Source organism: Lentibacter sp. (genome assembly GCF_965657785.1).
In the GTDB taxonomy this organism is placed as follows: Bacteria; Pseudomonadota; Alphaproteobacteria; order Rhodobacterales; family Rhodobacteraceae; genus Lentibacter.
Genome location: NZ_CBFHPP010000020.1, coordinates 15,907 through 33,104, shown reverse-complemented (window position 1 = coordinate 33,104; position 17,198 = coordinate 15,907). Strand labels below are relative to the sequence as shown.

The window sequence follows — 17,198 nt, the reverse complement described above, 5'->3', positions numbered from 1 at the left end:
AAAGTTCTTGATCTGGTCCTTCAGGATCGCAGAAATTTCTGCTGCTTGGATACCCATTTATCCGACCTCTTTCATTGCATTCTGGAGGGAGTTGAGCTGCGAGCGGATCGACGTATCGATCATTTTCGAGCCCACCTTGACGACAAGACCGCCGATGAGAGTTTCATCCACGGTCGCATTGATAGTTACAGTCTTGCCAAAACGTTCTTTCAACGTCTTGGCGAGCTTGTCTGCTTGGCCTTTGGTCAGGGCTTTGGCACTGACCACATCAGCCGAAACTTCGCCCTTGTCTTGCGCAACTGCGGCCCGCAGAGCGCGCACGAGCTGGGGCAAGACAAACAAACGGCGCTTGGCAGCCATCAGGCTGAGCGTGTTTGTCATCATTGGCGAAAGCTTCATCTTCTTGGCGAGCGCCGCAACAGCCGCGCCCTGCTCGTCACGGCTGTAAACCGGACTCATGATGAGATTGTTAAAATCGGCGCTGTCACTCAGCGCCCCTTCCAAGCTGTCAAGGTCACCCTCAACGGCTGTGAGCTTTTTCGTTTCCTTGGCCAGGTCAAATACGGCCGTGGCATAGCGTGCAGCAATGCCGGAAGAGATCGAAGCTGGTTCGGACACGTCAACCCTTTCGATTTTCTGGCCCCGTGCTCTGCGATGCGCTCGAATTTGCGCATAGCTCACTTGGGGGCGTTTTCACCCTGAGATTTCCCAAAGCTGCTAAATCGAGGCGGGTGTAGCAGAGCATTCCATTTGCGGCAACCTGCTAGCGCATTTTTCAACACAGACTAAAATCATTATTTAACAAAGTGTTAGCAGAAGTGCGACCGTTTGCGCGTCTAAATATCAGTTTTTCGATCAGGTTTTTGATGATTCATGCGTTCAAAGTTACCGCTATCAAGGCAGAATCCTTCAAAACGGCGATTAAGCAGGCAGACCGTCAGGCACAGGCTGAACCACAAATGAGGGCTTGCGCACACGCTGGCTTAGCCCGGGCCGTGTCGGCGCAGGGATTTGTTTTGTCACCTCAACCATAAGCACCCCGCCCCCCGCACTCAGCGGCAGCCCGTGGCCGAGCGTTTCCCAAAACCCCGCCGTCTTGCGCCAAAAGCGTTTCTCGCTTGGCGGCTGGTAAAGCGCCGTCTGGCTGCGTTCGGTCTTAAAACCCCAGAGTTTGAGCTGCTGGTCGAGCTGCCCCATGGTAAAGGGCCGCCCGTAGCCAAACGGCGTGCGGTCATTACGGCTCCAAAGCCCTGCGCGATTGGGCACAATAAACAGCGCCCGCCCCCCCGGACCAAGCACACGGTAGCACTCTTCCAGAACGTGCGTGGGCCACTCGCTTGTTTCCAGCCCGTGCATCACAACCAGCCTGTCAACGTGCCCCGTCTCGATCGGCCAGTGGGTCTCTTCGCACAGCACGCTCACATTGGGCTGCCCCGCAGGCCAGGGCATAACCCCCTGCGGTCCGGGCATGAGGCAGCTCACCCGCCGCGCCTGCCCAAGATAGGGCCGCAACAAGGGCGCAGCAAAGCCAAAGCCGACAACAGTCTGCCCCTTGGCCTCAGGCCAGAGCGCAAGCATCTGGTCGCGGATCACCTTTTGCGCCGCGCGGCCCAGCGTGCTGCGGTAGTAGAAATTTCTGAGATCTTTCACATCAAGATGCATGGACGCCGCCGCTCGTATCCGTCACTCTAATACCAACATAACAATGATCTATGGAAATGCTATGCCCCTTGAGCTGATCACCATCCCCTGCCTGTCTGATAATTACGCCTTTCTTCTGGTCAATGCCGCAGGCGAGGCCGCACTTGTCGACGCGCCCGAGGCCGCGCCCGTCAATGCCGTGCTCGCCGCGCGCGGCCTTACGCTGACAACGATCCTGCTCACCCACCATCACTGGGACCACGTCGAAGGCCTTGCAGGTCTCACCACTGCGCCGTCCCCGCGCCTCATCGGGGCCCAAGCCGATGCCCACCGCCTGCCGCCTCTGACCGAAGCCCTCTCGGAAGGGGAGCGCATCACCGTTCTGGGCGAAGAGGTCGACATTTATGATGTCTCGGGCCACACAGTCGGCCATATCGCCTTTCACTTCCCCGCCTCTGGCCTTGTCTTCACGGGCGACAGCCTGATGGCCTTCGGCTGCGGCCGCCTGTTTGAGGGCACGCCCGCTCAGATGTATCACAGCCTCGCCAAGCTCGCCGCCCTGCCCGACGAGACGCTCGTCTGCTCAGGCCACGAATACACCGCCTCAAACGCGCGTTTTGCGTCAGCCGTGATGCCTGACACTTCCGCCATCAGCGCCCGCAGCGCCGAAACAGACCGCTTGCGCAGCGCAGGTCAGTTTACCATCCCCTCAACACTCGCGCTGGAGAAAGCAACCAACCCGTTCCTACTCGCCCCTGACGCAGGGTCATTCGCAAAGCTGCGCGCTCAAAAAGACGATTTTTGAGCGCTTCACCGCTTCGTGACATGAAATATCTTGTTTTTTTTCGAGAAAAGCCTTGAAGCCCGCGCGATATCGACCAAACTTTAACCTAAGAGCGCGAAGGTTCTCCTCAAGAGCCCAGAGACGTCGGTGAACCAACTCAAAAGGAGCACGAGAGCAGTGCCATCATTTTCGAACACACTCGAGCAGTCCATTCACGCAGCCTTGGCGACAGCCAACAGCAAGCGCCACGAGTTCGCCACCCTGGAGCATCTTCTCCTCGCCCTTCTGGACGAGCCGGACGCCTTCCGCGTCCTTCAGGCCTGCTCTGTCAACACAGACGAACTACGCCAGAGCCTAGTCGAGTTTGTCGAGGAAGACCTTGCCAACCTGATCACCGACATCGAAGGCTCCGAAGCCGTGCCCACAGCCGCCTTCCAGCGCGTCATCCAGCGTGCCGCGATCCATGTCCAAAGCTCGGGCCGCAACGAGGTCACGGGTGCCAATGTGCTTGTCGCCATTTTTGCAGAGCGTGAAAGCAATGCCGCCTACTTCCTGCAGGAGCAAGACATGACCCGCTATGACGCGGTCAACTTCATCGCACATGGCGTCGCAAAAGACCCCGCCTTTGGCGAAGCCCGCCCGCTCACCGGCGCCGAGGAAGACGAGCGCCAAGACGCATCCTCTGATGCCAAACCAGAAGACGAAAGCGCGCTTGGCAAATATTGCGTCGATCTCAACGCAAAGGCCCGCAAAGGCGAGATTGATCCGCTGATTGGCCGCGACTCTGAGGTCGAGCGCTGCATTCAGGTGCTTTGCCGCCGCCGCAAGAACAATCCGCTGCTTGTCGGCGATCCGGGCGTTGGCAAAACCGCCATCGCCGAGGGCCTCGCAAACCAGATCGTCAATGGCGAAACCCCTGAAATCCTCTCCAAGACAACGATCTATTCCCTCGACATGGGCGCGCTTCTTGCGGGCACGCGTTACCGTGGCGACTTTGAAGAGCGTTTGAAAGCCGTTGTCAAAGAGCTGGAGGAGCATGACGACGCCGTTCTTTTCATAGACGAAATCCACACCGTCATCGGCGCAGGCGCAACTTCGGGCGGCGCTATGGACGCCTCCAATCTGCTCAAACCCGCCCTCGCTGGCGGCAAGCTGCGCACCATGGGCTCCACCACCTATAAAGAGTTCCGCCAGCACTTTGAAAAAGACCGCGCCCTCTCACGCCGTTTCCAGAAGATCGACGTCAACGAGCCGTCTGTCGAAGACGCCGTCAAAATCCTGCGTGGCATCAAGCCCTATTTCGAAGAGCATCACGGCGTCAAATACACCAATGACGCGATCAAAACCTCTGTCGAGCTGGCCGCACGCTATATCAACGACCGCAAGCTCCCTGACAGCGCAATTGACGTGATCGACGAGGCAGGCGCGGCCCAACACCTGCTCAAATCTGCCAAGCGCCGCAAAACCATTGGCACAAAAGAAGTCGAGGCCGTGGTCGCCAAAATCGCACGCATCCCGCCCAAGAACGTCTCCAAAGACGATGGCGCTGTGCTCAAAGACCTTGAAAAATCGCTCAAGCGCGTGGTTTTCGGCCAGGATGAGGCGATCGACGCGCTCTCTTCAGCGATCAAACTCTCGCGCGCCGGCCTGCGCGAGCCAGAAAAGCCCATCGGCAACTACCTCTTCGCAGGGCCGACAGGCGTCGGCAAAACCGAAGTCGCCAAACAGCTCGCCGATGTGCTCGGCGTCGAGCTTCTGCGCTTTGATATGTCCGAATACATGGAGAAACACGCTGTCTCCCGCCTCATTGGCGCGCCTCCCGGCTATGTCGGCTTTGATCAGGGCGGCCTTCTCACAGACGGGGTCGACCAACACCCGCACTGTGTGCTGCTGCTTGACGAAATGGAAAAAGCCCACCCCGATGTTTACAACATCCTCTTGCAGGTGATGGACAACGGCGAGTTGACCGACCACAACGGCCGCACCGTAAGCTTCCGCAATGTGGTCTTGATCATGACCTCAAACGCAGGCGCCTCCGAGCAAGCCAAAGAAGCGGTCGGCTTTGGCCGCGACCGCCGCGAAGGCGAAGACACGGCCGCCATAGAGCGCACCTTTACGCCCGAATTCCGCAACCGTTTGGACGCGGTGATCAGCTTCGCCCCCCTTGGCAAAAAGATCATCTCCAAAGTGGTCGAAAAATTCGTGCTACAGCTCGAAGCCCAGCTCATGGACCGCAACGTGACATTCGAACTGACCAATGCCGCCGCCGAATGGCTCGGCGACAAAGGCTATGACGAAAAGATGGGCGCGCGCCCCCTCGCGCGCGTGATTCAGGAACACATCAAAAAGCCGCTGGCCGAAGAGCTGCTGTTTGGCACCTTGGCCAAGGGCGGCGTAGTGAAGGTTGGCGTCAAAGACGGCAAGCTTGACCTGCGCATCGAAGGTCCTGACAAGCCCCGCCTCGCAGACACAAAGCCGCCACTCCTGACGGCCGACTAGATCATGTGGCGGCAAGGCTCTCTTCTGGGCCTCGCCGCCCTTTTTGCCAGCGCAGCACTGGCCCAGGCCCCGCGCTTTGCTCTTCCGCTTGACTGCATCCTAGGCGAGAGCTGCTACATCCAGAACTATGTCGACACCCTTCCCGCAAAAGACCGCGTGTCAGACTTTGCCTGTGGCCCGCTCAGCTATGACGGCCACAAGGGCACTGATTTTGCCCTGTTCACCCGCGCCCAAATGCTAACTGGCGTGACGGTGACAGCCGCCGCCGATGGCGTGGTGCGCGGCACACGCGACGAAATGCCAGACACAGGCCTCAGCGCGGCAACCGAAGCTGCGATTGCGGGCCGCGAGTGTGGCAACGGCCTCGTGATTGACCATGGCGAGGGTTGGGTCAGCCAATATTGCCACCTGAGGCTCGGCTCGATCACTGTCAGCAAGGGCCAGACGGTCAAGACAGGCGACCCGCTCGGAGAAGTCGGCCTCTCGGGGCAAACCGAGTTTCCACACCTGCACTTTACCCTGCGCCAGAACGAGCGCGTGATCGACCCGTTTGATCCCGACAACACAGCCACCTGCGGTGCCGCCGATCAGACCCTATGGGCCGCTCCCCCCGCTTATGTGGCAGGCGGGCTTCTCGGCCTCGGGTTTGCCAGCGCCGTGCCCCAGTTTGACAGTATCAAAGCGGGCACAGCCCATAGCCCGAACCTTGCGCAGGATGCCGACGCACTTGTGCTTTGGGCCTATATGTTCGGAACCCGCGCCGGCGACACCCTACGCCTCGTCATCACTGGTCCAGACGGATTCGCTTTTGAGCACGACACAACGCTCACAAAGACCCAAGCCCTCAGCTTTCGCGCCGCTGGCAAGCGCCTGCGCACAGCAGGCTGGCCGACTGGTGCCTATCAAGGCCTCGCAACGCTCACAAGAAAGGGCGAAATTATTGGCACCGAGGCCGTCAGCCTTGAGGTCAAGCCCTAAAGTCTAAACCGTCAGGGTGAAAAACATCCGCCGAAACGGAAACAGCACGCTCCCATCCTCGGCGCGTGGATAGGCCTTCTCCATCACCTGCTCATAGCGCGCCACAAGCATCGCTTGCTCCTCGGCGTCCAAAGCCTCCAAGATGGGGCGCGCATAGGTGCTCTCGGTAAAGCGGCGCACAGGGTGGCCCGCCTCATCTGCGCCAAGCCGCTGGTAATATTCCGTTTCCCAGATCGACAGATCGCCGAGCTTTGAGAGCATCGCGTGATACTGGCTCGGCAAAAGCACAGAGGGCCCCGCCTCAAAGTCGATCCGTTGCGGAAAGAACTCCTCTGCCAGACTGCGCCAGACACGGTGGGAAGGCGCATTGTTCTGATGGGGCATCTGCACAGCCAGCGTGCCGCCTTTGCCGAGCATTCCAGCAAGCCGCGGCATCAGCTCGTCATGCCCCTTCAGCCAGTGCAAAGCCGCATTCGAGTAAATCAGCCCGGCCCCACGCAGGCTCCATTCGGCAATATCAACCGTCTCCAGACGCCCATAAGCACCTGCCTCCTCTGCCTTGGCAAGCATCGCAGGCGAGGCATCTACACCAACGACAGAATGCCCCAAAAAGCGCTCTTTCAATCGCGGCCCCATCGCCCCGTTGCCACAGCCAAGGTCAACAACATCACCGCCCCCGACAGAGCGCACAGCCAGAAGCAAATCCAGCGCAGGGCGCAAACGCAAATCCCGAAACCTTGAATAGGCTTCGGGATTCCAGTCTCGTTTTTGGCTTTGTGCGCTCATGCGGTGGGCTCAGGTTCCATGTCGCCATCGCTGGCTTTTGGCTTGGCCTTGGCGCGCGGCTTCGTCTTTGGGATCGCCGTGACAGAGCCTTTGTCCGTGGGCTCGTCTTCTTCGTCATCGCCCTTGTGAGGCGGCTCGCCGCGCATCACCCGCTCAATCTCCGCGCCTGTCAGCGTTTCATATTCAAGCAAGCCGTTGGCAAGACTTTCCCAGCCAGACTTATTGTCCATGATGATCTTATGCGCGTCCTCATAACCTTGGTCGATGATGCGCTTCACCTCGTCCTCGATCAGCTCTTTGGTATGCGCCGAGATCGAGAACCCGCCTGCGCCGCCGCCCCCTCGGAAGGCTTCGGCTGCTTCTTGGTAGTCGATGTTACCGACCTTGTCAGACATTCCCCAGCGCATCACCATGGCCCGCGCCAAAGCGCTCGCTTGCATAATGTCGCCTGACGGCCCGTTGCTGACCGCGTCCTCACCATATTTGATGATCTCGGCCGCCTTGCCCGCCATGGTCATGGCGATTTTTTGGGTCAGCTCGTCTTTGAAGTAATTGAGTTGGTCCATTTCTGGCAGGCTCATCACCATACCAAGCGCTTGGCCGCGCGGAATGATTGTGGCCTTATAGACAGGGTCACATTTGGGCAGGGTCATGCCGACAATGGCATGGCCCGCCTCGTGATAGGCGGTCATTTCCTTCTGCGCAGGCGTCATAACCATGGAGCGGCGCTCGGCACCCATCATGATCTTGTCTTTCGCCTGCTCAAAGTCTGCCATCGCCACAAAGCGGCGTCCGACCCGTGCGGCCATAAGTGCGGCCTCATTGACAAGGTTGGCAAGGTCCGCCCCCGAAAAGCCAGGCGTGCCGCGCGCGATAATGCGCAGGTCAACATCCGGCCCAAGCGGGCTTTTGCGCGCATGAACCCCAAGGATCTTCTCACGACCCTTGATGTCAGGGTTGGGCACAGTGACGTTACGGTCAAAGCGACCAGGGCGCAGCAGCGCAGGATCAAGCACATCTTTGCGGTTTGTCGCCGCCAGAATGATCACGCCTTCATTGGCCTCAAACCCGTCCATTTCAACAAGGAGCTGGTTGAGCGTCTGCTCGCGCTCGTCATTGCCGCCGCCATAGCCCGCGCCACGGTGGCGGCCAACAGCGTCGATCTCGTCGATAAAGACAATGCAGGGCGCATTCTTTTTGGCTTGGTCAAACATATCACGCACACGGCTCGCGCCGACGCCGACAAACATCTCGACAAAGTCAGAGCCCGAAATGGTGAAAAACGGCACCCCCGCCTCGCCCGCAATCGCGCGCGCCAGAAGCGTCTTACCCGTGCCGGGAGGGCCAACAAGCAAAGCGCCCTTGGGGATTTTACCGCCAAGGCGGCTGAATTTCTGCGGGTTACGCAAGAATTCAACGATTTCTTCAAGCTCTTCCTTAGCCTCGTCAATACCCGCCACATCGTCAAAGGTCACACGGCCCGACTTCTCGGTGAGCATCTTGGCCTTGGATTTGCCAAAGCCCATCGCGCCGCCTTTGCCGCCGCCTTGCATACGGTTCATGAAATAGATCCACACCCCGATCAAAAGCAGGAAGGGCAGCAAGCTCAAAAGAAACGACTGAAAGCCCGAGGTCTGCTGCGGCTTGGCCGTCAAGGGCACGTTGTTCTCAATCAAAAGGTCGGTCACAGCCGCGTCTTCTGGCTTAACCGTCGCATAGATTTTGTTATCCGATCCGACAAAGCGCACATTCTCGCCATCAATCGTGGCCTCTTGCACCGCCCCGTCCTGAACCGCCTGAACAAAGTCAGAGTAGGACCGCGCAGAGCTGGGCTGCGCTGTATTGGAGCCGCTAAAGAGATTGAACAGCATTAGGATCAGGACAAAGAGAATGACCCAAAAAGCGATGTTGCGTGTATTGCCCAAGAAAAGCTCTCCCAAATGAGGTGGCGCATATATTTGCCCGTGTTACAGACTAAAATAGAGATCAACGCAACATCTTCAACGGCATATGCCGATTAAGATCACCAAAAGGTGCGGCGACGCCCCGTCAATCTGACAAATAGGGAGCCGGAACCTTAAAATTTAGTTTAAATGCGTCGCCAAAGCCCAATGACGGGGCGGCGAAAAGCCGCGCGCCCTGCCAGAGCGCAGGGGTCGCCAAAAGCGCCGCGCGGGGCAATCTTTGCGCGCGCCAGTCTTTCACGCTCGCAAGCCCCTCGGCCCCCAAAGCACGGATTTCAACATCTGGAGGCCCATCGCCCAAGAGCGTCAGCCCGTCCCAGTGCTCCCCAATTGCCGCAGTCCCCGTCACAGCAGCCGCCTCGCGCGCCACGATCACACGCCCCTGATGCGACAGGAGCGCGCAGCCGTTCAGCGTGCTATCCTGCCCTGATAGCGCTTGCGCAAGCGCTTGCGCCAGTGCCGCACGGCGGGGCGGATAAAGGCTTTGGCCCTGCCAAGCGGTCCAAGCGCTCATCAAGCGATGGGCGATTTCCTCAGGCAGCGCTGCAAGCGCCGCGCCGTTGATCACAATATTGCGCCCCTGAAGCGCGGCCACCTGCTTGGCGGCAAGGCCCGCCATCTCTTCAAGCGCGTGATCTGCCTGCGCCAACCGCGCCGCCGTCTCAGCAATCCGCGCAGTCGACAGCCCCGCCTCGGCCAAAGCTTGGCGCATTTTCACGCGGTCATACTTTAGATCCGCATTAGAGCCATCCTCGGCCCAGTGCTGCCCGACCCCGCGCAGATAATTCCGCAGCTCGGCCCGCGACATCGCCAGCAAGGGCCGCGCCCAACCGATCCCCTCGGCCTGCCACTGTCCCTGCATCTGCGAAAGGCCTTTCAGGCCCGAGCCGCGCGCCATGCGCATCAAGAATGTCTCCGCGACATCGTCTTCCGTATGGCCGACAAGCACAGTGCCCACACCCAGCCGCTTCGCCCAGCCCGCGAGCGCGCGATAGCGCCCTGCGCGGGCCTCGGCCTGAAGGTTGCCTGCCCCGCTCCAGCGCCAGTTCAAAACCTCATGCGCAACACCAAGCTTCGCACAGGCCTGCGCCACAAGCTCACATTCCCCCGCCGCCTCAGGCCGCAAGCCATGATTGACGGTTGCACAATAGAGAGGCCCAAGACCCGCCTCAGCGGCAAGATGAAGAAGAGAAAGCGAGTCACTCCCGCCAGAGACGGCCAGCCCAATTGGCCGCGCCGCGCCCAGAAGCGCCGCTTCAAACCGCGCAATAAGTGTCACGAACAGCCAAGTCGGCTGCGTTCGGCCTCGGCCTTCTCCGCAGGCGCTCCGCCCGGAAAGCGCAGAGAGACTTCCGCAAGCGTCTTGCAGGCCTCAGCCGTCTGCCCCAGACGGCCCAAACCGTTGCCCAGACGATAGAGCGCTTCTGGGGCGTCTTCGCCCGTTGGCTCACGGCGGAACGCGTCCAAATAAGCCCGCGAGGCACCCGTCATATCGCCCTGCCCTTCAAGGGCTGCGCCATAGGCCAGCGCAGCTTTGGTTGCCACAGGCGAGCCGGGGTATGTTTCGTTAAAGGTCTTGAGCCGCGCAGCCGCATCGGCAAACTCGCCCGCCTCCAGCGCCTTGCGCGCCGCGGCAAAATCAGCCGCTTCGCCCACAGCCAGCTCGGCTGTCGGTGCGCTGCCGGGCGACACAATAGGAGAGGCCACGGCCCCCTGCCCCTCAGGCAGATCGCCGCCCAAAGTGCTGGTCTGGCCAAGCGCGCTCAAATCTCCGCCCTCAAGCTCCACAAGGCGGAACTCAAGGTCTGCCACCCGCCGCGCGCCATCCTGCGCCACAGCTTCTACGCGCAGGCTCAGCTCCTCTGTGCGCGCCGTCAGGCGGCGCAGCTCGGTTTCAATCGCGTCAACACGTTCCAGCACAGAGCCGCTGACATTGGCTCCGCCTATGGTCCCCGTTGTCGACAGCTCGCGCGTCAGCTTTTGCATCTCGACATGAAGCACTGTCAGCTCCTGACGGATATCCGCCAGCGTTTCCCTGTCCTGAGCATGGGCCATGCCCATACTCAGAACCACAGCACAGAAACCCATGAAAAAAAGACGCATACCCTAACCCTTTCTAGCTGCTCAAACCGCTCGAAAGAATGGTCACAGCGCGGCGGTTCTTGGCGTAGCACGCTTCTTGCGAACAGATTTCAAGCGGGCGCTCTTTCCCGTAGCTCACAGTCTTCAAACGGTGTGACGGCAGGCCTTTGGCCAGCAAATATTCCTTCACAGCGTTGGCACGGCGCGCGCCCAGTGCAAGGTTGTATTCGCGGGTGCCTTGCTCGTCGGCATGGCCCTCGATCACAACAGCATAATCTGCATTGGTGGTCAGCCAAGAGGCCTGCCCGTCCAGAACACGCTGCGCCGCATCATTCAGGCTCGATTGGTCCACGCCAAAAAGGACGCGGTCACCAATGGTTTCCTGAAAATAAAGCGGCGATTGCGGGTCTTGCGCCGAACCAGGGGTCACAGACGAAAAGGTTCCGTTGCCGCCAGCACCGCTGCCATTGTCAAAGCGGTTGGGGTTGGTGCAGGCCGAAAGGGCAAGAACCGCAGGGATAACAAGTGTAATCAGTTTAAGTTTCATACTCTTTGCCTCGTGTTAATGGGGCCTGTCTAGCACAGACAACGCGCCCTGTGAATCCTCAAGATGGGCGCCAAGCCTTGCGCGCTCACACCCTTTCGTTACTTCTGCAAGGGGCTCCAAGACGGATCAGACGCCCCGCCCTCCGTGCGCACCCGTTGCAAATTGCGCCCTGAAATATCGACAGAATAGAGGCTTGATTGCCCGTCCGCGCCCTGTGTCTCGCGGGTAAACATAATCACCCGCCCGTTGGGGGCCCATGTCGGCCCCTCCTCAAGGAACGAGGCGGTCAAAAGCTTCTCGCCGGTGCCATCCACCCGCATGATGCCGATATGGAAGCGGCCCTTGGATTGCTTGGTAAAGGCCACAAGATCGCCACGAGGCGACCAGACCGGCGTTCCGTAGCGGCCCGGCCCTGTGCTGATACGGCGCGCCTCGCCGCCACTGGCCGACATAATATAAAGCTGCTGGTTGCCCGAACGATCGCTCTCGAAAACGATCTGGCTGCCATCCGGCGAAAAGCTCGGGGCAGTCTCGATTGAAGGCGCATTGGTCAGGCGCTGCTCCGCCCCCGTCTCCACATCCATCAGATAAATATCGGTGTTGCCCCCGCTTTCGAGCGAGAAAACAACCCTGCGCCCGTCTGGCGCAAAGCGCGGCGCAAAGCTCATCGTGCCCTCGCGACTTTGCAGCACGCGACGGCCCACACTGGCAACATCCAGCAGATAAATCTTTGGAAACCCCGTCTCATAGCTCGTATAGAGCACGCGGTCGCCCGTTGGAGAGAAGCGCGGCGCAAGCACGATTGCGCTGCTGTCGGTGAGAAACTGATTGTTCGCCCCGTCATAATCCATGATCGCAAGACGCTTCTTGCGGTTGTCCTTTGGCCCCGTCTCGCTCACATAAACGACGCGGCTGTCAAAGTAGCCGCCCTCGCCCGTGATCCGCGTATAGACCTGATCCGCCACCTTATGCGCCATCCGCCGCCAGCCGGCGCGCGTGCCCGCAAGCTGCAAGCCCTTGCCAAGCTCTTGGCCCGCAAACACATCATAAACGCGAAACTTCACAGTGATCTGCTCGCCCTGAACGCTCACCGCGCCCGTGATCAGCGCCTGCGCATTGATCGCCTTCCAGTCGGGAAACTGCACAGGCGCATCAAACGAGCTGATCTGACTGATAAAGGCCGCCTTATCAATCTCGCGAAACAGCCCTGTGCCCTTGAGGTCTTCGGCCACAACGCGGGCAATATCGGCAGCAAGCGGCCCCGCGCCTCCGTTTTCGGCGACAAAATCGGGCACAGCCACAGGCAAAGGCTCAATCACCGCATCGGTGATTTCGATCCGCAAAGGCTCGGCCTGTGCCACAGATCCGGCGCTCAAAGCGGCCAACAGCACAAAGCTCCATAGTCTCAAGATCATACCCTACCTCATACTCTCGGGGTTAAACTTTATCTCGACCGTTTTCCATTGGTCGTATTTCTCGCTCGGCAAATCAAATCCGTCGTTGCCGCAAATAATAATCGCCCGCCGCGCCGCATCATAAGCTTGCTTTGCCGCGGCCTCAGAGCCGTTTTCGCTGCGCAACAGCTTGATCGAAGCGATCACAGGCTTGCCGTCCCGTGCCATTTCAACGCTAACATAAATATTCACAGCAAGCGCCTCTGTTGAAAGTGCCCCGACATTGTAACAGCGGGATATCGCCAGTTTCAGCCCCTCGCGCTCACCGCCTGTCAGCGGCACACCTGACGGCGCAGGCGTATCCTCCTGTGTTTCAGCTCCCCCGCTCATCGCCTCGGCCAAAGCGTCATTGACCGCATTTGTCGCCTCGGAAACAGGAGCGGTCGCGGCCTCTGCCTGCCTTTGCGGGCGGCTCTTGGGGCGCACGGATTGAGCAGGCGCAAGCGTCACATCATCGCGCGCTTCAGGGTTGATCTCGGTCGTTGCCGCCTCTGGCTGCGCCGCCTCTGTTTCTGGCTCCACAACCTCGGCAACAGCGTCAGGCGCTGTCTCAGGCTGGACCTCCTCGGACGGGGCCATATCTGTCTCTTCTGGCGTGTTCACAGCCTCGGGTGCAACCCGCTCAATCGGGCGCAGCTTGGGGCGCGGGCTGGTGCCCGGCGTCAGAACAGCCACCTCCTCTTCAGGCTGCACAAGTTGCGGCGGCACATCCTCAACTTCGGTGCTCACCACAGGCTCGCTTGTGTCCACGTCTGGGGCCGCCTCGGCCTCGGGGCTGGCAACCTCTGGGGCCTCCTGCGTCTCTGGCTGGGTTTCTGGCGCGGATTGCGGCTGGGCGGTGTCCTCTTCGCTCGGCGGCGCGGGCGCTTCTACATCAGAGGTCGCCTGCGGCGCGCGCGCAGCGGCCAAAGCGGCCTGATACTCGGCCTCACTCACGACAGAGACATCACTGATCTCAAAGGGCAAAGGGTCACTGTTCCACTTCCCCCCAAAGAGAAGCAGTCCAATCAGCCCGACATGGCCGATGAGGGATATGCTCTGGCCGCGGTTCAAAGCACCCTACTGATCACTCGGAGCGCTTGCGTCCACGCCATCCAGCGTAGGTCCGCCAGACTCGGTCACAAGTCCGATGTTGCTAAAGCCCGCGCCATTCAGCGCGCCCATAACCTGCACCACCTCGGCATAAGACACAGCCCCGTCCGCGCGCAAAAACACGCGGTCGCCCTCGCGCTCTGCCGCAATCGCGCGCATCCGCCCGATCAGCTCGCTGCGCGCCACGTCTGTCTGCTGGATCATCACCTGACCCTCCGCCGTGATCGTCACAGTGAGCGGCTCTTCGGCCTCCACAGGCAGGCTGTTCGCCGCCGTTTTAGGCAGCTCCACAGGCACACCCACCGTCAGCATAGGCGCAGCCACCATAAAAATAATGAGCAAAACCAACATGATATCCACAAATGGCGTCACGTTGATCTCTGACATGGGCCTTGAGCGGCCCCGCGCACGGCGGCGGCGGCTGCCGCCTCCCGTGTCTTTCTGTGCCACGCCTGCGCCCATATCAGCTGTCCAACTGGCGGCTGAGAATGGTTGAGAACTCGTCCGCAAAGGCTTCATAGCCCGCGACAAGCCCTTCGCTGTCCGCACTCAGCTTGTTGTAAAAGATAACCGCAGGGATCGCCGCCAAAAGGCCAAGCCCTGTCGCCAGAAGCGCCTCGGCAATCCCGGGCGCAACCACAGCAAGGTTGGTGTTTTGCTGCTCGGCAATCTCGACAAAGGCGTTCATAATCCCGATCACCGTGCCAAACAGGCCGATAAACGGCGTCGTCGACCCCACAGTCGCCAGGACTTGCAGCCCACCGTTGAGCTTTTCCGCCTCCTTGGCAATCGCCACATCCATCGAGCGGTCAATCCGCGAATGCGCCCCCGCAATCAGCGCTCCATCGGCTTTATGCGAGCGTTGCCACTCGGTCATGCCAGCGGCAAAAATCTTCTGGCTCTGCCCCTCAGGCTCCGCCCCGATCTGCTCATAAAGCGCATCCAAGGGCTCGCCTGACCAGAACGCACGGTCAAAAGACGCCGCCTCTTCGCGGGCTTTGCGATAGTTGATAAATTTCTGAATGATAATCGACCACGACCAGAACGAGGCCAGGATCAAAATGATCATCACGAGTTTTACAGTAAAGGTTGCGCGCATGAACAACGCCCACATCGAAAAGTCGATATGCTGCGCCGCAGCCAGTGCTTCAGTTTCCATTGTGCCTGCTCTCTTCTGGGTGGCTTTTCGCCTTATTGCGGCCAAATTAGCCGATCTTTTCCCAGAAAGCTATCCCAAGCACGAGCAGCCCAAGGATCAGTGCAGCATTTGGCGGATATTTGCTGGCAGGCGGGTCGGATGGCCCTCCAGCGTCATACAAACAACGGTCACGAGCGCATGAAACAATATGTCTTCGCCGCGCTTCACCCATTGCTCCATCACCATTCTGACCCCTGTGACAGACTTCACTTGCGTTTCAACAACCAGCTGGTCGTCCAGCCGCCCCGAGCCGAGGTAGTCTGCCTCCACACGCCGCACAGCAAAAACGATCCCGTCGCGCTCTTTCATCACATTCTGGTCAAGCCCAACCTCGCGCACCCATTCCGAGCGCCCGCGCTCGATATAGCGTAGGTAATTGGCGTAATAGACGATCCCCGCCATATCGGTGTCTTCATAATAAACGCGCACAGGCAAGGAATAGATCATAGGGGCCGCTTTCTAACTGTCTCGCCCCATTTCAGCACAGCTCGCCGCGCTTATCCAGCCTGCGCCGCACTCACCCGCGCAAAAAGCCGCAGCGCAAAGCTTGCGTCACGGTCGACATCGGGCAACTCGGGCGCATAGGCCGCGCGCAAAATATCGCCGACATCAGGGCGCAAGATATCCGCCCCATTGGGCAGCCGCGCCAAGGGCGAGCGCGCCGCAAAAGCCTGATCGCCCCAAAGCAAAAACGCCTGCGACGCCTGCACCAAAGCAAGGCTTTCGGCAGGCCAGTCCGCAAGCGGGCCATCCATACAGATAAAGACAAAACACGCCTGTATCGCGCCCTGATCATCAAAACGAAACAGCCTATACTGGCTTGCGCCTTGCTCTTTCAGCTTTGGCACAAGCGTCTCAAGCTCGGGCACAAGACGGTCCAGATCAGGCAGATCGCTCAGCTCGTCCCAGCTCTTGAACATAAAGAACATGAGGTTCACCCCAAGCTCGAAGTCGGTCTCCGCCAAAGGGTGTTGCGTCAGCGCCGAAAGCGCCTCGACAGCGCCCTTGAAGATGTTGAGCGTCGCGTCATCCACGCCAAAGACAATCGGCGCAATCGGCCGCCCCCAACGGGCAAAGCGAAATCCGCCCTTCGCATCTGTGAACATGGCTTCAATATCGGCAGGGGTCGTGCTCATGGCTTTCGGCTCGTCTTCAGTCAAACAAATCATCTCGGGTCTTTGGCGGGGTCAGGCCCATATGGCTCCAGCCCTTCTGCGCCAGCATCCGCCCGCGTGGTGTGCGCTGAATAAGCCCCTGTTGCAACAGGTAAGGCTCGATCACCTCCTCCAGCGCATCGCGACTTTCCGACAAAGCGGCGGCGATGGTCTCAATGCCCACAGGCCCGCCAGCGTAGTTTTCAGCAATCAGATTGAGATAGCGCCGGTCCGCCCCGTCCAGCCCGAGCGCATCTACACCCAGCCTTGAGAGGGCGCGGTCCGCCAGCTCTTGGCTGACAACGCCGCCCGCCTCCACAACCGCAAAGTCCACCACACGGCGCAGCAAGCGCCCCGCAATCCTCGGCGTCCCGCGCGAACGCTTGGCAATCTCAAGCGCCCCCGCCGCATCCGCCTTCACCCCCAGCTTCTGCGCATTGACACTGACAATCCGCTCAAGCTCGGCAATCGCATAAAACTCAAGCCGCGTCGGGATACCGAAGCGGTCACGCAAAGGCGTGGTCAAAAGGCCAAGTCGCGTCGTCGCCCCCACAAGCGTAAAGGGCTGAAGCTCGATCCGCACAGTGCGCGCCGCCGGCCCCTCGCCAATCACAAGATCAAGCTCAAAGTCCTCAAGCGCAGGGTAAAGGATTTCCTCGACCACAGGATTGAGACGGTGGATTTCGTCGATAAACAGCACATCATTGCGCTCAAGATTGGTCAGGATTGCCGCCAGATCGCCCGCTTTCGCAAGCACAGGCCCGCTCGTCATCCGAAAGCCAACCCCAAGCTCGCGCGCAATGATCTGCGCCAGCGTGGTCTTCCCAAGTCCAGGCGGGCCATGAAACAAGGTGTGGTCCATCGCGTCCTTGCGCATCTTGGCGCTCTCGATAAAGACTTTGAGGTTGGCGCGCGCCTCGGCTTGCCCGACAAACTCGCTCAGATGCTGCGGTCGCAACGCGCGCTCCACATCTTCAGGGAGCGCTTCAGGGCTCAAGACAGGTTCTCTCGCAGTCATG

General features: G+C 59.8%; 17 protein-coding genes. 3 read left to right on the top strand and 14 right to left on the bottom strand.

Features of this window, described 5'->3' with window-relative positions; translation table 11 throughout:
• Positions 1–57: 57 nt before the first annotated feature.
• Together ACTF58_RS10950 and ACTF58_RS10945 are read right to left on the bottom strand one after the other, a co-directional pair.
• The gene (locus tag ACTF58_RS10950; protein WP_438992014.1) at positions 58–618 is read right to left on the bottom strand and encodes a F0F1 ATP synthase subunit delta; all 561 of its coding nucleotides are present in this window, start codon (positions 616–618) and stop codon (positions 58–60) included.
• Positions 619–921: 303 nt separating this feature from the next.
• Positions 922–1,662, bottom strand: a complete 741-nt coding sequence (locus ACTF58_RS10945) for a class I SAM-dependent methyltransferase (protein ID WP_438992013.1) — start codon at positions 1,660–1,662, stop codon at positions 922–924.
• A gap of 61 nt (positions 1,663–1,723) precedes the next feature.
• Between ACTF58_RS10945 and gloB the strand changes: the two genes are divergently transcribed.
• The 3 genes from gloB to ACTF58_RS10930 all read left to right on the top strand — a co-directional run bounded on the left by gloB (position 1,724) and on the right by ACTF58_RS10930 (position 5,902).
• Entirely contained in the window at positions 1,724–2,446 is a 723-nt protein-coding gene (gene gloB / locus ACTF58_RS10940) for a hydroxyacylglutathione hydrolase (protein WP_438992015.1), read from the top strand.
• Between the two features lie 156 nt (positions 2,447–2,602).
• Positions 2,603–4,924 carry an ATP-dependent Clp protease ATP-binding subunit ClpA gene (gene clpA, locus ACTF58_RS10935; protein ID WP_438992012.1) on the top strand — a complete coding sequence of 774 codons (2,322 nt, stop codon included), beginning with the start codon at positions 2,603–2,605 and terminating at the stop codon, positions 4,922–4,924.
• A 3-nt stretch (positions 4,925–4,927) separates the two neighbouring features.
• Positions 4,928–5,902, top strand: coding sequence for a M23 family metallopeptidase (locus tag ACTF58_RS10930; RefSeq protein WP_438992011.1), 975 nt, complete (start codon positions 4,928–4,930; stop codon positions 5,900–5,902).
• 3 nt (positions 5,903–5,905) lie between these two features.
• Here the strand turns inward: ACTF58_RS10930 and ACTF58_RS10925 are convergent, their stop codons facing one another.
• The 12 genes from ACTF58_RS10925 to ruvB form a co-directional block, all read right to left on the bottom strand.
• Positions 5,906–6,688: a methyltransferase domain-containing protein gene (locus ACTF58_RS10925; protein WP_438992010.1), complete on the bottom strand. Its 783-nt coding sequence runs from the start codon at positions 6,686–6,688 to the stop codon at positions 5,906–5,908.
• Complete coding sequence (gene ftsH, locus ACTF58_RS10920) at positions 6,685–8,613, bottom strand: ATP-dependent zinc metalloprotease FtsH (RefSeq protein WP_438992009.1); 1,929 nt, start codon at positions 8,611–8,613, stop codon at positions 6,685–6,687. Before ftsH ends, ACTF58_RS10925 begins: the two co-directional genes overlap by 4 nt.
• Before the next feature lie 124 nt (positions 8,614–8,737).
• Positions 8,738–9,931 (bottom strand): tRNA lysidine(34) synthetase TilS, encoded by a 1,194-nt coding sequence (gene tilS, locus ACTF58_RS10915; RefSeq protein WP_438992008.1) that lies wholly within the window; start codon positions 9,929–9,931, stop codon positions 8,738–8,740.
• Complete coding sequence (ybgF, locus tag ACTF58_RS10910; protein WP_438992007.1) at positions 9,928–10,755, bottom strand: tol-pal system protein YbgF; 828 nt, start codon at positions 10,753–10,755, stop codon at positions 9,928–9,930. Before ybgF ends, tilS begins: the two co-directional genes overlap by 4 nt.
• A gap of 13 nt (positions 10,756–10,768) precedes the next feature.
• Positions 10,769–11,281: a peptidoglycan-associated lipoprotein Pal gene (pal, locus tag ACTF58_RS10905; RefSeq protein ID WP_438992006.1), complete on the bottom strand. Its 513-nt coding sequence runs from the start codon at positions 11,279–11,281 to the stop codon at positions 10,769–10,771.
• A gap of 98 nt (positions 11,282–11,379) precedes the next feature.
• Complete coding sequence (tolB, locus tag ACTF58_RS10900; protein WP_438992005.1) at positions 11,380–12,696, bottom strand: Tol-Pal system beta propeller repeat protein TolB; 1,317 nt, start codon at positions 12,694–12,696, stop codon at positions 11,380–11,382.
• Between the two features lie 3 nt (positions 12,697–12,699).
• A complete protein-coding gene (locus ACTF58_RS10895) occupies positions 12,700–13,788 on the bottom strand; it encodes an energy transducer TonB (protein ID WP_438992004.1) in 1,089 nt (362 codons plus the stop codon).
• A gap of 6 nt (positions 13,789–13,794) precedes the next feature.
• Positions 13,795–14,289 (bottom strand): protein TolR, encoded by a 495-nt coding sequence (gene tolR / locus ACTF58_RS10890; RefSeq protein WP_438992003.1) that lies wholly within the window; start codon positions 14,287–14,289, stop codon positions 13,795–13,797.
• 1 nt (position 14,290) lies between these two features.
• Positions 14,291–14,986, bottom strand: a complete 696-nt coding sequence (tolQ, locus tag ACTF58_RS10885; protein ID WP_438992002.1) for a protein TolQ — start codon at positions 14,984–14,986, stop codon at positions 14,291–14,293.
• A gap of 96 nt (positions 14,987–15,082) precedes the next feature.
• Positions 15,083–15,472, bottom strand: a complete 390-nt coding sequence (ybgC, locus tag ACTF58_RS10880) for a tol-pal system-associated acyl-CoA thioesterase (RefSeq protein WP_438992001.1) — start codon at positions 15,470–15,472, stop codon at positions 15,083–15,085.
• A gap of 50 nt (positions 15,473–15,522) precedes the next feature.
• Positions 15,523–16,161 carry a hypothetical protein gene (locus ACTF58_RS10875; protein ID WP_438992000.1) on the bottom strand — a complete coding sequence of 213 codons (639 nt, stop codon included), beginning with the start codon at positions 16,159–16,161 and terminating at the stop codon, positions 15,523–15,525.
• A 16-nt stretch (positions 16,162–16,177) separates the two neighbouring features.
• Positions 16,178–17,197 carry a Holliday junction branch migration DNA helicase RuvB gene (gene ruvB / locus ACTF58_RS10870; RefSeq protein WP_438991999.1) on the bottom strand — a complete coding sequence of 340 codons (1,020 nt, stop codon included), beginning with the start codon at positions 17,195–17,197 and terminating at the stop codon, positions 16,178–16,180.
• Between the last annotated feature and the right edge of the window lies 1 nt (position 17,198).

Coding starts and splice junctions, on each gene's coding strand:
- ACTF58_RS10945 (WP_438992013.1), bottom strand. CDS start 1,662: ATGCATCTTGATGTGAAAGATCTCAGAAATTTCTACTACCGCAGCACG.
- gloB (WP_438992015.1), top strand. CDS start 1,724: ATGCCCCTTGAGCTGATCACCATCCCCTGCCTGTCTGATAATTACGCC.
- ACTF58_RS10930 (WP_438992011.1), top strand. CDS start 4,928: ATGTGGCGGCAAGGCTCTCTTCTGGGCCTCGCCGCCCTTTTTGCCAGC.
- ACTF58_RS10925 (WP_438992010.1), bottom strand. CDS start 6,688: ATGAGCGCACAAAGCCAAAAACGAGACTGGAATCCCGAAGCCTATTCA.
- ybgF (WP_438992007.1), bottom strand. CDS start 10,755: ATGCGTCTTTTTTTCATGGGTTTCTGTGCTGTGGTTCTGAGTATGGGC.
- pal (WP_438992006.1), bottom strand. CDS start 11,281: ATGAAACTTAAACTGATTACACTTGTTATCCCTGCGGTTCTTGCCCTT.
- tolB (WP_438992005.1), bottom strand. CDS start 12,696: ATGATCTTGAGACTATGGAGCTTTGTGCTGTTGGCCGCTTTGAGCGCC.
- tolR (WP_438992003.1), bottom strand. CDS start 14,289: ATGGGCGCAGGCGTGGCACAGAAAGACACGGGAGGCGGCAGCCGCCGC.
- tolQ (WP_438992002.1), bottom strand. CDS start 14,986: ATGGAAACTGAAGCACTGGCTGCGGCGCAGCATATCGACTTTTCGATG.
- ybgC (WP_438992001.1), bottom strand. CDS start 15,472: ATGATCTATTCCTTGCCTGTGCGCGTTTATTATGAAGACACCGATATG.
- ACTF58_RS10875 (WP_438992000.1), bottom strand. CDS start 16,161: ATGAGCACGACCCCTGCCGATATTGAAGCCATGTTCACAGATGCGAAG.
- ruvB (WP_438991999.1), bottom strand. CDS start 17,197: ATGACTGCGAGAGAACCTGTCTTGAGCCCTGAAGCGCTCCCTGAAGAT.